The sequence below is a fragment of the Rhodobacter aestuarii genome, from assembly GCF_900156655.1.
Lineage (GTDB): Bacteria > Pseudomonadota > Alphaproteobacteria > Rhodobacterales > Rhodobacteraceae > Rhodobacter > Rhodobacter aestuarii.
The window spans coordinates 1-14,065 of the sequence record NZ_FTOG01000008.1 but is presented as its reverse complement, the minus strand read 5'-3'; the positions used below and the strand labels follow the sequence as shown (position 1 = coordinate 14,065).

At 59.1% G+C, this 14,065-nt stretch carries 10 protein-coding genes, 1 tRNA gene, 1 pseudogene and 1 other annotated feature; of the genes and pseudogenes, 5 read left to right on the top strand and 7 right to left on the bottom strand.

Features of this window, described 5'->3' with window-relative positions; all coding sequences use genetic code 11:
• Positions 1-27: 27 nt before the first annotated feature.
• The 5 genes from BW967_RS11955 to BW967_RS11935 all read left to right on the top strand — a co-directional run bounded on the left by BW967_RS11955 (position 28) and on the right by BW967_RS11935 (position 5,427).
• A complete protein-coding gene (locus BW967_RS11955) occupies positions 28-504 on the top strand; it encodes a TrgA family protein (protein ID WP_076485320.1) in 477 nt (158 codons plus the stop codon).
• A 33-nt stretch (positions 505-537) separates the two neighbouring features.
• Positions 538-1,677: an NUDIX domain-containing protein gene (locus BW967_RS11950; RefSeq protein WP_076485319.1), complete on the top strand. Its 1,140-nt coding sequence runs from the start codon at positions 538-540 to the stop codon at positions 1,675-1,677.
• 74 nt (positions 1,678-1,751) lie between these two features.
• The gene (locus BW967_RS11945) at positions 1,752-2,780 is read left to right on the top strand and encodes a cysteine synthase A (protein ID WP_076485318.1); all 1,029 of its coding nucleotides are present in this window, start codon (positions 1,752-1,754) and stop codon (positions 2,778-2,780) included.
• On the top strand, positions 2,780-5,251 hold the full coding sequence (locus tag BW967_RS11940; protein ID WP_076485317.1) for a DUF3772 domain-containing protein: 2,472 nt from the start codon (positions 2,780-2,782) through the stop codon (positions 5,249-5,251). Before BW967_RS11945 ends, BW967_RS11940 begins: the two co-directional genes overlap by 1 nt.
• 86 nt (positions 5,252-5,337) lie before the next feature.
• Positions 5,338-5,427, top strand: a tRNA-Ser gene (locus BW967_RS11935).
• Positions 5,428-5,581: 154 nt separating this feature from the next.
• Here the strand turns inward: BW967_RS11935 and BW967_RS11930 are convergent.
• The 7 genes and pseudogenes from BW967_RS11930 to BW967_RS11900 all read right to left on the bottom strand — a co-directional run.
• The gene (locus BW967_RS11930) at positions 5,582-8,767 is read right to left on the bottom strand and encodes an Eco57I restriction-modification methylase domain-containing protein (protein ID WP_076485316.1); all 3,186 of its coding nucleotides are present in this window, start codon (positions 8,765-8,767) and stop codon (positions 5,582-5,584) included.
• 227 nt (positions 8,768-8,994) lie between these two features.
• Positions 8,995-9,492 carry a helix-turn-helix domain-containing protein gene (locus BW967_RS18730; RefSeq protein WP_076485315.1) on the bottom strand — a complete coding sequence of 166 codons (498 nt, stop codon included), beginning with the start codon at positions 9,490-9,492 and terminating at the stop codon, positions 8,995-8,997.
• A gap of 121 nt (positions 9,493-9,613) precedes the next feature.
• On the bottom strand, positions 9,614-10,165 hold the full coding sequence (locus BW967_RS18540; RefSeq protein WP_139327831.1) for a helix-turn-helix domain-containing protein: 552 nt from the start codon (positions 10,163-10,165) through the stop codon (positions 9,614-9,616).
• Positions 10,165-10,395 carry a helix-turn-helix transcriptional regulator gene (locus tag BW967_RS11920; RefSeq protein WP_217696381.1) on the bottom strand — a complete coding sequence of 77 codons (231 nt, stop codon included), beginning with the start codon at positions 10,393-10,395 and terminating at the stop codon, positions 10,165-10,167. The genes BW967_RS18540 and BW967_RS11920 overlap by 1 nt, the downstream gene beginning before the upstream one ends.
• 30 nt (positions 10,396-10,425) lie before the next feature.
• Positions 10,426-11,112 carry a hypothetical protein gene (locus BW967_RS18950; RefSeq protein ID WP_076485314.1) on the bottom strand — a complete coding sequence of 229 codons (687 nt, stop codon included), beginning with the start codon at positions 11,110-11,112 and terminating at the stop codon, positions 10,426-10,428.
• Position 11,113: 1 nt separating this feature from the next.
• Positions 11,114-12,403 carry a tyrosine-type recombinase/integrase gene (locus tag BW967_RS11910; RefSeq protein ID WP_076485313.1) on the bottom strand — a complete coding sequence of 430 codons (1,290 nt, stop codon included), beginning with the start codon at positions 12,401-12,403 and terminating at the stop codon, positions 11,114-11,116.
• A gap of 669 nt (positions 12,404-13,072) precedes the next feature.
• A pseudogene (locus BW967_RS11900) lies at positions 13,073-14,065 on the bottom strand (IS3 family transposase); the annotation flags it as partial.
• Positions 13,904-14,020, bottom strand: a sequence feature (AL1L pseudoknot). Its footprint overlaps the pseudogene before it by 117 nt.

Here is a 14,065-nt window from a genome sequence, read left to right as displayed (position 1 = left end):
ATTTTGTTGGGTCGGCCGGGGTAAGACATGCAGAAAGTTGTTCTACGCGATTCGCAGATCAAGCTGCCCACCACAGCGAAGCTGTTTGGTGGCTTAGGTCTTGCGGCTACGGGCTTTTTCGGGGCCGAGTTGATGGCGCGCAACTTGCCCATCAGCGCTGCGGTGAATGGCTTTGCGGGCATTGCCGCCTCGATCGGGCTGATGGTCGGCTGGCGAGTGATCGGCCTACGCCCGGGACGTGGCGTTGTCCGGGCGCTCGAACGGGGTCTGCATGCCGTCATTTACCTTGTGTTCTGGACCATGCTGTTTCTTGGCGCGGTGCAGGTCATGCACAATATGGTGCGTGGCCGCTATGACATGCCCAACGAAGCGCTGGTTGATGTGCTCTCCCAAGGCATGACAATGGCTGGGGCCGTGCTACGCTTTGACACGATCGCGGTGCTCTTTCTCGGCGGCATGGTTTCGGCTATCTTGGCCGAATGGGCGTGGAAACGCTGGCACTAAGCCCGCGCCCGAGGCAGAACAGGGCGCAAAACATTGACCGAGCTTTATTTCTTTTACGGCACCTTGTGCCATGAACCGCTTCTTGCCGCCGTGCTTGGCGCGCCCAAGCCCTTGCAACCCGCGCGCCTTGATGGCCACGAGGTCCGACACGCGCTTGATGCTGACGGCACCGATCTGGGCTACCCGCTGCTGGTGGAAGGTCCTGCGGGGACCACGGGCGGCATCGCCCAGATTAGCGAAGCCGAGGCCGAACTTCTGGATTGGTACGAGATCGGCTACCGCAAGGAACAGCGCAGCGTGACCGATGCGGAAGGAGCGGCACATCAAGCTTGGGTCTACATCCCCGACACCGCGCGCTGGGGCGTGGGCGATTTGTGGACGCTTGAGGCTTGGGCCGCAGAGAAAGGCCCGCTCGCCACCTTGGCCGTGGCCGAGGTGATCGCTTTGCGTGGGCAAGTGCCGATGGAGCAAGCCTTGGCGCGCTATCCGATGATCCGCGTGCGCGCGGCATCCCGCCTGCGTGCGACCGAAGCACCTCGCCCCGCGCAACTGCGTTTCCAACCCGGCCCTGCGGATATCGAGATTGAAAGCTTGCGCACGCCCTATGCGAAGTTTTTTGCGGTTGAAGATTACCGCCTGCGCCATCGCCGCTTTGACGGCACAATGACCCAACCGCTTGAACGCGCGGCGTTCGTCTCGGGCGATGCGACGGTGGTTTTGCCCTATGATCCGATCCGCGACCGGGTGCTTTTGGTCGAACAATTCCGCACCGGCCCCTTGGCGCGCGGGGATGTGAACCCTTGGTCTTTGGAGGCGATCGCAGGCCGCGTCGATGCCGGTGAAACACCCGAAGAGGCCGCAAGGCGCGAAGCGGGCGAGGAAGCAGGCATCACGCTTGGGCGGTTGATTGCGGCACCGAACCACTATCCCTCCCCCGGCGCCAAATCTGAATATATCTATTGTTTCATTGGCTTGTGTGACATTCCTGACAGCGCGCCGGGGCTTGGCGGGCTGGAAGCAGAGGGCGAAGATATCCGCTCCCACCGAATTTCCTTTGCTGATCTGATGGCGCTGATCGAAAGCGGTGAGGTGGAAAACGGCCCGCTTCTCGTGCTGGCGCTTTGGCTGGAGCGGATACGCGAACCGCTCCGCGCCGATGCATTGGGCGGATGAACAGCCTCTGCCCTTGAGAGAGGCGGAGTTGCGCCCTACTCTTCCCCGCGACCCTTTACGAGCCGAGGAAGACCATGACCTTCTCCCCCGACCTTGCCGCGATGATCGGCAACACGCCGTTGATCCGCCTGCGCAAGGCCTCCGAAGCCACCGGCTGCACGATCCTTGGCAAAGCCGAATTCATGAACCCCGGCCAATCGGTGAAAGACCGGGCCGCGCTTTACATCATCCGCGATGCGGTGGCGCGCGGCGCACTGGCGCCCGGTGGCACGATTGTCGAGGGGACGGCAGGCAATACCGGGATCGGGCTGGCGCTGGTGGGGGCCTCGATGGGCTTTCGCACGGTGATCGTGATCCCGAAGACGCAAAGCCAAGAAAAGAAAGATATGCTGCGTCTAGCGGGGGCGGAACTGGTCGAAGTGCCCGCGGCCCCCTTTTCAAATCCCAACAATTATGTCCACTACTCGCGCCGTTTGGCTGAAGAACTTGCACAAACCGAACCTAACGGCGCGATCTGGGCCAATCAGTTCGACAACACCGCAAACCGCCAAGCCCATATCGAAACAACGGGGCCAGAGATCTGGGCGCAGACCCAAGGCGGGGTGCATGGCTTTGTCGCCGCCGTAGGCTCGGGCGGCACTTTGGCAGGCACCGGTATGGCGCTGCAACCGAAGGGCGTGAAAATCGCGCTGGCTGACCCCGAAGGCGCCGCGCTGCACAGCTTCTACACCACCGGCACCCTGAAATCCGAGGGTTCCTCGATCACCGAGGGGATCGGCCAAGGCCGGATCACCGCAAACCTTGAGGGGTTCACGCCGGATATGAGCTTTTGCATTCCCGACACCGAGGCCCTGCCGATCATCTTTGATTTGCTTGCCGAAGAGGGGCTATGCGTCGGCGGGTCTGCGGGGATCAACATCGCAGGTGCGATCCGCATGGCGCGCGAAATGGGTCCGGGCCACACGATTGTCACCGTGCTATGCGATTACGGCACTCGCTATCAGTCAAAACTCTTCAACCCGGCGTTCTTGGCAGAGAAAGGCTTGCCCGTTCCCGGCTGGATGTCGGCCCCCGCGCGCCGCCTGCCGGAGGTCTTTGCCTGATGCGGATTTGGCTCCAGACCTTTCTTTTGCTTTTGGTTTTGGCGCTGCCGGTCGCGGCGCAAGACGAAGTCGCACCAGATTATAAAGCTTTCGACAAGCTTTCCACGCAGGTGGAAAAGGCCGTTTCCGAAGCCACGATGAGCGATGCAAAGCTCAACGAATTGCGCGCTGAAATGGTCAAATGGCGCGCGACCCTGACCGAAGCCCAAAGCGCCAATACCGATCAGATCACCACGGTCAAAAACCAATTGGCCGCCCTTGGCCCCGCCCCCGAAGAAGGGGCAACGGAAGACGAGGCCATTGCGAAACGCCGCACAGAGCTCAGCGAGCAACTGGCGAAACTGCAAGCCCCCGGCATCACCGCGACCGAGGCTGCGAGCCGCGCAGACAGCACGATCCGCGCAATTGATAAATTGATCCGCGAACGTCAGGCCGATAAAATGCTGCGGCTTTCGCCCTCGGCTGCGAACCCGGTGAACTGGCCTGCTGCCGCCTCGCTTCTGCGCTGGATGGGCGAATGGATCTATGACGAGACCCGCTGGCGCTTCACCCAGCCGATCAATTTTGATGAGCTGCGCAACAATGCCCCGGTGATCTTGGGCCTCGTGCTGATGGCGCTGGTGCTTTTAGCCCGCGGTCGGCGCTGGATGGTACGGCTGACGGACTTTTTGCTGAGCAAAACCGCGATGCGCGGGCGCGGCGTGATTTCCGCCTTGGTTTCCCTCGGCCAAGTGATCTTGCCGACCTTTGGCGCAATTTTGCTGACCATAGCCCTCAAGCAGACCTCCCTTTTCGGGCCGATCCTGACCGAGCTTTTTGAAATTGCGCCCACGCTTCTTTTCACAGTGATGATGGCTTGGTGGCTTGGCACCCGCATCTTCCCGATGCGGGGCGGTGTGGAAAGCGCGCTCAAATTGGGCGAGGAAGGCCGCGCCGAGGGGCGCATTCACGCGCTGTCGCTTGGGCTTGCCCTTGCCACGCATCAATTGGTGTTGCTGTGGGTGGCCCCCCGTGCTGAAAATTTCCTTGGTGGCGCGGGCAATGTGGCCGCAGACAAAGCGCAAGCGGTGGCCGAACGCGCGGATGCCGCGCTTTCTGTCCTGCAAGCACCGTTGCAAATCTTTGCCGCAATTGCACTTTTTCGGATGGCGCAACTCCTGCGGCGGCAAAGCCGCAATACCTCCGAGAACGAAGAAGGCGTTTTCCGCCGCAAACTCCTCAGCTGGCTGGGCACCGCGCTGATCTTGATTGCGCTCGCGGCCCCGGTGCTGGGCACGATCGGCTATATCAGTGCGGCCGATGCGCTGATTTGGCCCGCCGTGCTGACGCTTGGCCTTTTCGCGACAGTCGCGATCTTGCAACGCTTCATCGCCGAGCTTTACGTCACCATCGCACGGGGCGAAGATGTGCGCCGTGACGCGCTGATCCCGGTTCTGGGCGGCTTCCTGATCTCGCTCGCCTCGCTGCCGGTTCTGGCCTTGGTCTGGGGCGCCCGCGTCGAAGACCTGATCGAGCTTTGGACCGCTTTCAAAAACGGGGTTTCGGTCGGCGGGGTGCGGATTTCGCCCACCTCGTTCATCACCTTCGCGGTGGTCTTTGGGATCGGCTATGCGCTCACCCGTGCGTTTCAAGGCGCGCTCAAAACCACGATCTTGCCAAAGACAAAGCTCGACAAAGGCGGCCAAAACGCCATCACCTCGGGCATTGGCTATCTGGGCCTGTTCTTGGCCGCACTGATCGCCATTTCTACCGCCGGGATTGACCTTTCCTCGCTTGCCATCGTCGCTGGTGCGCTCTCTGTCGGCATTGGTTTTGGCCTGCAAACCATCGTGCAGAACTTTGTTTCGGGCATCATCTTGCTGATCGAACGCCCGATTTCCGAAGGCGACTGGATTGAGGTCGGCGGCCAGCATGGGATTGTGAAAAACATCTCGGTCCGCTCCACCGTGGTGGAAACCTTCGACCGCACCGATGTAATTGTGCCCAACGCGGACCTGATTTCCGGCACGGTGACAAACTGGACCCGTGGCAACAAAACCGGGCGTTTGATCGTGCCGGTGGGCGTGGCCTATGGCACCGATACCCGCAAGGTCGAGAAAATCCTGACCGAGATCGCACAAGCGCATCCGCTGGTGATGATGACGCCTGCGCCCTATGCGCTGTTCCGGGGCTTTGGCGCCGATAGCATGGATTTTGAAATTCGCGCGATCCTGTCGGATGTGAATTTCAAGTTGAGTGTCATGTCGGAGATGAACCACCAGATCGCCGAACGCTTCGCCGAACATGGCATCGAAATCCCCTTCGCGCAGCGCGATATCTGGATCAAAAATCCCGAAACGCTTCTGGGGCAAGCGCCCGAGGCCAAGCCCCCTGCCCCAGTTGCAGCAAGCCCCAACAAAACGCCCACAGAACTTGGGCCGATGGCGCGGCTTTCCGATAACGACGGCACAGAGGATGGAGACGGCCGCTAAGGCAATGTGCAAACCGCAGGCGGGCAATCGAAAATGGGGTGCAAATCCCCTTGCGAGCGCCCGCCTTTGCCGTTAAACCCGCCGGCGGACGGGTGGCCGAGTGGTCGAAGGCGCACGCCTGGAAAGTGTGTAGGCGGGGAACCGTCTCGAGGGTTCGAATCCCTTCCCGTCCGCCACTTAGCATTGAAATAATTGGATAAAATCGCAATTTTTTGACGATACCCGCCAAAGCACCCGCCTTTAATTTTGCGCTTGGGTGCAAGGATAATTTTCAGGCCAATCGGCTCTGTGATTCACCTTGTCTGTGGCCTAGGCTTAGATCGTTGCACACTACACCGCGCTTTCGAGCAGCGCGATTTCGTCGGGGGTCAGATCGAACAGGGTGTAGACGATAGCGTCGATCTGAGCTTCGGCCTTGGCAATCTCGGCGGACAGACGGGCGATTTCGGCGCGGTCGCGGGTGATCCAGTCTTCCCACTCGGAACGCTCGGCCAGCGGAATATCGGCTTTGAACACCTTCTTCACCTCGGCCCGGAAGGCGGCGAAGTCGGGCAAGGTCCACCATTCCTGAAGCCGCGTTGTCAGCTTGGGGGCGCGGCCAGGTGGGCAGAGATCGGGAATGCGGCGAGTTAGGGCGGTTTGCAGGGTCAAGCGTTCCTGTGCCGCTTCGCTGGCAGCTTTCGCCAGCCATTCTAGTTCTGATTTGGCGCTCGCAGCTATTGTAGGCATAGGTAAGGGTTCAATATGCTGCGCGGTAGCTTCGCGCCACCCACCCCGAACAGCCGTCGTTCTGGAACAGAAATCAAACCAGATCACTTTTGAATTTAGGACGGCAAGCAAATCCCACCCACCATTCGGGACAAAGTAGGTTTTGTTGTTTGAGAAGGCCCCAGTAGTTTCCATTGAGTAGATCGGCTGATCTTGGAAGTGACCATAGGCAATTTTTGGCGGTTGGAAGAAGGGCGAATATGCTTCCTGCGCTTGCTGAAGCTCGAACCATTCCTGTTTCGTAGCACGGCCTTCCAGCTTCTTTTTGAATGGCAAAAGCCAATCCCGGATGGCCGGATATTCGTCAATATTGACGCGGCGTTGCGGAACGTAAATAAGCCAAAGGCCGCGCGGTTCGGCCCGCCAGCGTTTCAGGTCCTTGCCTTCGAGGAAGGGCTTCAGCAGCTCGGCAGACCGTGGGTCTTGGGCGCAGAGGCGTTCCTTGGTGGCGCTGTCGATCACAAAAGCTGCGTTCAAGCCCGTCTTGATGCCGTAGAGCGGCGAGCCGTAGACCTCCTTCAGGGTTTTCTTGCCCGTCCTGATCTTGTCGCGCAGGGCGCGCAGGGCGGGGTTTTCCAGCTCCCATGACCCGGCCCCGAGGGCGGCTTGCGGATATGGTCCTGCGACCTTCCCCCAAGTGGCCTGAAAGTTGGTTTCGGGCAGGGCATCCACCTTCCAGAAGCGCAGTTCATGCTCCTTTGGCGCAGCCCCGCGTTTCAGGGTCAGGATGGCCGGATAGGTGGTCACGCCTTCGAAGATTTGCAGGTCGCCAAAATCGACCACGCCTTCGAGTGTCGCTTCGCGCCGCAGGTAGTCGCGCAGTGGTTTGCCCGATCCGGTCTTGAAGAAGGTGTTCGAGGAAATGAACCCCAGCCGCCCGCCCGGTTTCAGCAGGCGCAGGCCGCGTTCGTAGAAGTAGCAGTAAAGGTCGGCGCGGTCGGAGGCCACCTCATACCGCTTTTCGAGGTAGGGCTTCAGAGTCTTCAGAAATTCCATGCGGACATAGGGCGGGTTGCCCAGAACCACGTCGAAGCCGCCTTCGGCAAAGATGCTTGGGAAAGCGGTTTCCCAAGTGAAAGCGTGATCGAGATAGGCGAAGTTGCTGTCTTCGATCAGGCTATCCCCCACACGCAAATTGCCGTCGAGGCTGTCGAGCACCTTGCCGCGTCGCGCGGTCTTGATCCAGAGCGACAGCTTGGCGATTTCGACGCTTTCGACGTTCACGTCTACCCCGAACAGGTTGTTCGTCAGGATTTCGCTGTCGGGGTCCAGAAGGTCTTGGATGTGCTGATCTTTGCCTTGCAGCTCGGCAATCTTGTCATTCACGCGCGACAGTTCGGCCTTCAGGAAGTCAAAGGCCATGATCAGGAAAACCCCCGATCCGCAGGCGGGATCGACAATGCGCAGGGTCTTCAGCCGGTCGCGATAGGCTTGCCACGCTTCCAGCTCTGCCGATTTTCTGCGCCACGGGATCGCAGCATAGTCGGACAGATCGGCCCCGGCTTTGGCATGGGCGCGCAGAATCTCGGTGAAGGCTTCTTCGAGGTGCGCGCCAAGGGTTTCCGCCACGATGAAGCGGGCGACGTAATCCGGGGTGTAGACTACCCCGTCACGCTTGCGCCGCCCGGTCGTGCCGGTGGCCCGTTCTTCTTCGACCTCTTCGCCGCGCGCCTGTTTTTGAAGGCGTTCAACGTCAGCGATGGATTGTTCGAAGATATGGCCCAGAACGGTGACGGATACTTCGGACGCGAAGTCATATTCGCCCAGGGTCTTGAAGCCTTCGCAGACGTCATCGGGCAGCGTGAGCGAGTCGATAACGGCATCCGGGCGGAACAGGCCCCCATTGTAGCGGGGGATTTTAAGGGCATCGCTGCCCTTGTCGATGGCGTTGAACAGGCCCCGGAAGTTCTCCCAGACCGGGCGGGGGTTGTAGAGGTCTCGGGTGACAAAGGCTTGAGAAAGGGTGTTGTCGGGTAGCAGGCCGGTATCTTCGGCAAAGGCGATGAACAGCACGCGGTCGAGGATCTTCTGGGCGGTGGCGATTGCGTCCAGTGGCGCGATGCTGGCGTCAGCCGCTTGCACGGCCCTTATCAGTTTCAGGCGCAGCGCCTTGTAGTCAAAATAGAGGGCGTCGGTAATGTCGCGGTCTTCGGCGCGGCTTTGCTTCAGCAGATCGAGGGTGCGGCCAGAAAGCAGGCTTTCGGCAGACAGAAGCAGCATGAACCGTGCGTATTCGGTGGGATCGGTCAGCCGGTCGAGCTGGAAGGTTTCATAGGCGCTCGTGCCCTCACCAAAGCCATACAGGCGCAGCTCGATCATGTTCGAGACAAGCACCCATTTCACCCCGCGCGCGTTCATGGCGTATTCCCACGCCTGTTGAACCGGGGTCTTGTTGCGCCCCGGCATGATCGCGTCGAGGTCTCTGGTTTTTGCGCCCTTCAGTTCGAACGGGGCAAGGATTTCAGGCTTTGCCCCACCAAACCGGCCAAGCGCCAGATCAACACTGCCCTGCAAGATCGCCTGTTCGGTGGCGACGGTGTATTCGGCCCCGCCCGCAGGCCCATGGTAGCCAAGAACGCCCTCGATAATCTTGGCCGCGAATTGGCCGTGAAGGGCGGTTTCCTTCAAGGAGTAGATGCGCCCGGAGCTGATCATTTCCGCCCAAGCTTCCAGCGCGGCGAGATGGTCGCCCGGAATAGGGGCGGGTTTGATGTGCCGTAGCAGGGTTTTGCGGTTGAAAAGGTTCATTTTCTCAATCGAAAGACAATGTGTGTTTTGCGGACTTTATGGGAGAACATGTGCCAAGGCAAACAGCGCCTTAGTGTGTCAATCTTCCTCGTGTGTGACCCAAGATTAACCGGCAACGCCTAACACCCCTTGCCCGCGTGCGCGCGTAATGGTCTCAGAAACCGACATTCGCATTTCTGTTTCCGGGATGTAGTTTTTGATTTTGGCTATCACCCCACCCCGCGAGGCTAGGCTTGATAGTTATTCAATCGTTCGGCGCGCCACTTAGCCCAGCGCTGTCTCTGCGCCATACCGATACGCTCACGCCCCTCGGGAGTTTTAGCGCCGGTGCTCTTGCCGCCATGAAATTTACATCGACGCTTGCCGGGTTCACTCTTGCAGCGGCACGGGGTGCCCTTGCGCGTCTTCGCTTCGCAGATCACTCTGCGCTTTGCCGCTGCCGCCTCAGTGCGCGCCCTAAGGCGTATCACGCGAGCAATGAATGCCGCCTCAACCTGCGCTTCCAAATCGCGCTCCCAAGTTGAACGCAAACGCCAACCTAGCGCGGGAGGCTTCGGCAGTTCGAGCACCTTTGCCATACGCGAAATGGCCCATGCGCGAAGATCAACGGATGGCCTGTTTTCCCAGTAGCTCACCGCATGGCGACCAATGCCTGCGCGTTGGGCCAGTTCGGCTTGCGAAAGGCCCGCAGTTTTGCGGATTGCGGCCAACTCTGGGCCAGTCATGGCACGTCCTCACATTGCGAACCGCAAGAGCATATCACATGGCGATTAGATATATGACCGAATAGGGCACATTCGCTAGCTTGATGCCATGCAATTCCGTGACCGATTAGGGCCCAGCAGGTCATTTTATCGCTTTCAACTGTGTCCGTTTCGGTTGCACCACTGTGCCCGAATGGGGGGGTGGGTTTTGTTTTCTCGACAAGTTCTCCAATCGTCTTGATCGCGGCTTTGGCAAATAGCTTGCGTAAACAAGAACAGGATAGTCGTGCCCTAGGCTCCAGCGTTCCGGTTCTTTTGTCGCGGTGCGCCCCGGCATGGGCATCATGGTAAGCCTAAAAGTCGCAGTCTTTCCTTTTCCATCAAGGCCGCGCTCCCATTCGTTGGTGCAGACGATCCAGCCTTTCGCCTGTAAATCTGCTAGCGCCGCGCCTGCCGTTTTTACGCTGCAACCCATGTCGTCGGCTAGGGAGCGCAACGAGCGATAGAGCGCGCCATTGTTGTTGGTCGCGTTTCGTCTTTTCTCGGCTGTCTCGGCGAAGCAACGCACCGCCAAATGAAAGTAGGCGTCTCTTGCAGGAAAGGTTAGGCTTTTCCACGCGGGTAACAATCGGTGCGGATATATCCACTTTGCGAATTGCTCGGTGCGGTTTTCATTTTGTCGATGCCGACCCATTACTTCGTGCCCGCGCGCGCAGCTTCCCATGCTTCGATTTCGGAGAGCTTCCAACGGGTGCAGCCGGGTGTGAGACTCACCGGCTTCGGGAATTTACCTGTTTGCGCCCAGCGCCAAGGGGTTGCTCGATGCACCCCATAGCGGGTGGCAAGTTGAAGGTCGGAAAGATAGGTGTCAGCCATTGCGATGCGCTCCAATCGTAAGGTTTCGCGATTGGCAGCAGTCTGCATGGCGTTCATACGCCTAAATAGGTGTCGCGATTAAGTTTCCGTTTCGATACATTGGCGTTGGGTTTTCTGTTTTTTCCTGCCCGGCCTAGAGATTTCGGGCGCTTGCTCACGAGCAAGCTCCCACGCAAGTTGAAACTTTCGCACCGAATGATTGGGAGCAACTAAAGCTCTGATCGTTTCCCGTGTTGCTGCCTCGCCGTTTCTCCAAGCCTTCAATATTTTTTCGCAAGTCGCTCTAGGTGAAAGATCAATTTGATCAATTTCAGGCAAAGAATTTTCATGCTGATCACTGCTGTTATGATCAGCCTCTAGATCATCAAGGTAATCCAAAAAATCAGACCTACGAAAAATCACTGGAAGATCAAGAAATGGCCCGTAGGTCGTCTTAAGATATTCGGTCAAGACGGAATAATTTCCGGGGAACACCTCCAAACCTCTTATGCTGCCACTGCCAACGGTTCCAAGATGCAGATCAATGTGTTCGTTTTCGTGATCGAAATAATTTTCGGTTGTGACTAAGCTTCTAGAAACTGGCAGGGCGTTTCCATCGGCTGTGCAAACTGCGACTTCTTCGGCCTCAAACGCGAAGAACCATGTCAATTGAAAGCACTCGTCGCCCGTGAATGGAAAGTCGCCGATTTTATCTTTTTGTGAATATGCCGATACGAAGTATTCATAGACCTCTCGTAGGGAAATCCATCCTTTAGGCGCAAACATTTTAGCTCAGCCTCACCACTTTACCGCCCTTGCGCTTGCCGCCCAGCGCCTCGGCCCAATCGTGCATCATGCGGCGGCGTTTTTCGATCATATCGCCCCGACGATACGCCGCCTCCACCGCGTTGCTGATGCGGTGTGCCAGCGCAACCTCAGCCATTTCGCCGGGATAGCTTGTCGCCTCGGCCACCCAATCGCGGAAGGTCGAGCGCAGCCCATGCGGCACAGCGGGGCGCTTGTTGCGGGGATCAAGGAAGCCGGGGCGCTGCGCGGCAACTTCGCTTTCGTGCATTCGCCGCATGGTCGCGCTCAAGGTCATGTCACTAAGCGGCTTGCCCTTGGTTGAGGGGAACACAAGCGCGCAGCCTTCAAGGCGCGGAAGGGCCTCCAGCAACGCCACAGCGGCGGGGGCCAGCGGAACGCGGTGTTCCCGCTTCATCTTCATGCGCTCGGCAGGGATCACCCACAGCGCGCGCTCTAGGTCGATTTCCTCCCATGTCGCGCCCCGCACCTCACCCGACCGGGCAGCGGTCAGCGCGGCAAATTCGAGCGCCCGCGCCCCAAAGCCTTCTCGCTTGCGCAATTCGGCCATCCAGCGGGGCACATCATCCAGCGAAAGCGCCGGTTGATTTCCCTTTTCGGCCACCTTGTCGGGCGGCGGCAAAAGTTCTTTCAGATTGCCCGCCCACCGCGCCGGGTTGTCGCCCGTGCGATGCCCCGCCACCGTGGCCCAACTCAACACCGCCTCGATACGCCCGCGCAGCCGCGATGCGGTTTCCGTTTTGGCTTGCCAGATGGGTTGCAGAACGCGCAGCACGTCTTGCACCGTGATCTGGTCCACCATCATCCCGCCCAGCACCGGCACGGCGTAACTGTCCAGCGTGTTGCGCCACTGATCGCGGTGTTTAGCGTTCTTGAAGCCATCCAGCTTAGAGGCAAGGCAACGATCAACCGCGTCTTGAAACAAAAGCCCCCGCCGCTGCGCCGCAATCAGCGATGCCCGCGCGGCTTTGCGTTCTTCCACCGGGTCGATACCGCGCCGGATTTGGTCCTTCACCTCCCGCGCGCGCTCGCGTGCCTGTGCCAGCGTCACATCGGGGAAACCGCCCAAGCCAATCTCGCGCCGCTTCGCCCCCACCTTGACGCGCAACAGCCATGTGCGGCCACCGTTGCGGGTGATCTGGAGCATAAGGCCAGCAACGCCCCCCACCGCAAAAACAGCGTTTTGCCCGTTGCCGGTGTGGCGCAGGTTCTTAACTTCGAGGGGGGAAAGTTCCTTGGCAATCTTCGGCATATCGCGCACCCATACTCTTACCCTCCATAAAATCTACGCATGGTCGCGATTCATTGCAACAGCTTGCGACAGGAAAACCGATAAGGCATTGGCCTGGAAACACTAAATGCGACAAGCCGCGAAGCCTCGCACCTCCTTCATGGCGGGCTTCCCGTCCGCCACTTGCCCTGACGAAAGCGTTCTCCCGATCCGGCTGCGGCCGGATTTTTCCGTTGTTTTCGAGGGTTATGCGGGCGGGGCAGAGCACCGGCTCCCGCGCCAGGAGGCTCGCAAGCGCTCTCTCAGGGCCGATATTCTCCAGACCTCATGACTGCGCCGATTTGGTGAATAGCTTGTAACTACCAGAAATTTCGTGTTTTTCCTGACGCCCCACCTGAACACTTCGATGTCAGAGGCGTTTGCGAAAGGGAACACACATCTAACTCTGGCTTGGGTAGGTGTGGCTCAAGGCTAGTCCATGTTGCCAAAGCTAGAAGCTGAGCCGTGCTGGCACTTATGCCTACCGGAGCAGCGTACTACGGATTCTTCTTCAAGCTCCCAGAACCTGGGCGATCAAGTTTGCTGTCGAGCGCAAGCGTTTGCTTATGGTGCAGTTCCCTAGATCGTTGCTATAATGGAGATCTGACCTTCTGAACCGCCCCGGGTTTGCCGGAGGCTTATTTGGGTTAGTTACGCGGCCATGGCTTCAGCTTCCAGAGCTTCGTAGAAATTGGCCTCTGCTTCTGCCGGCGGGATGTTCCCAATTGGTTCAAGCAGGCGACGGTTGTTGAACCAATCCACCCATTCGAGCGTTGCGTATTCCACGGCTTCGAAGTTGCGCCAAGGGCCGCGGCGGTGAATGACCTCGGCTTTGAACAAACCGTTGATCGTCTCGGCCAAGGCATTGTCGTAACTGTCTCCGACGCTGCCCACAGAGGGCTCGATGCCAGCTTCTCCCAACCGCTCTGTGTATTTGATCGAAAGGTATTGGCTGCCGCGGTCGGAGTGATGAACAAGCCCCATCGCCTTTGTCGGCCGCCGCTCGTGAACAGCCTGTTCCAGAGCATCGAGAACGAACCCGGCATGCGCCGAGGTGCTGACACGCCAACCAACGATCTTGCGGGCATAGGCATCGATAACGAAGGCGACATAGGCGAACCCTTTCCATGTGGCAACATAGGTGAAATCGCTGACCCATAGCATGTTCGGCGCAGGCACGCGGAACTGGCGGTTCACCTTGTCCAGTGGACACGGTTGTTTCTTGTCCGGGATGGTCGTCTTGTGCGGCTTGCCCCGAATAATGCCTTGAATACCCATGCTCTTCATCAGCCTTGCCACCGTGCATCGGGCGACATCGAAACCCTCCCGGCGCAGCTGCCGCCAGATCTTGCGTGCGCCGTAGACCTGCCAGTTGGCATCGAAAACACGCTGGATCTCGGGCCGAAGCGCCTCGTCGCGCTTGGCGCGATCCGACAGACGCGCCGGATCGGAACGCTTCGCCAGATGAGCGTAATAGGTGGACGGGGCGATCGGCAGCATCTCGCAGATCGGCTCGACCCCGTGCGCATTCCGATGCGCATCGATGAAACCCACCATCACTTCGACCGGCGGTCGAGCTCCGCCATCGCAAAATACGCGCTGGCCTTGCGAAGGATCTCGTTCGCTTGGCGCAACTCCCGGTTC

Bases quoted from the DNA above. Each gene is read 5' to 3' on its own strand.
- BW967_RS11940 (WP_076485317.1), top strand. From the start codon at position 2,780: ATGCGGATTTGGCTCCAGACCTTTCTTTTGCTTTTGGTTTTGGCGCTG.
- BW967_RS18540 (WP_139327831.1), bottom strand. From the start codon at position 10,165: ATGGGTCGGCATCGACAAAATGAAAACCGCACCGAGCAATTCGCAAAG.
- BW967_RS11930 (WP_076485316.1), bottom strand. From the start codon at position 8,767: ATGAACCTTTTCAACCGCAAAACCCTGCTACGGCACATCAAACCCGCC.
- BW967_RS18730 (WP_076485315.1), bottom strand. From the start codon at position 9,492: ATGACTGGCCCAGAGTTGGCCGCAATCCGCAAAACTGCGGGCCTTTCG.
- BW967_RS18950 (WP_076485314.1), bottom strand. From the start codon at position 11,112: ATGTTTGCGCCTAAAGGATGGATTTCCCTACGAGAGGTCTATGAATAC.
- BW967_RS11910 (WP_076485313.1), bottom strand. From the start codon at position 12,403: ATGCCGAAGATTGCCAAGGAACTTTCCCCCCTCGAAGTTAAGAACCTG.
- BW967_RS11920 (WP_217696381.1), bottom strand. From the start codon at position 10,395: ATGCAGACTGCTGCCAATCGCGAAACCTTACGATTGGAGCGCATCGCA.
- BW967_RS11945 (WP_076485318.1), top strand. From the start codon at position 1,752: ATGACCTTCTCCCCCGACCTTGCCGCGATGATCGGCAACACGCCGTTG.
- BW967_RS11955 (WP_076485320.1), top strand. From the start codon at position 28: ATGCAGAAAGTTGTTCTACGCGATTCGCAGATCAAGCTGCCCACCACA.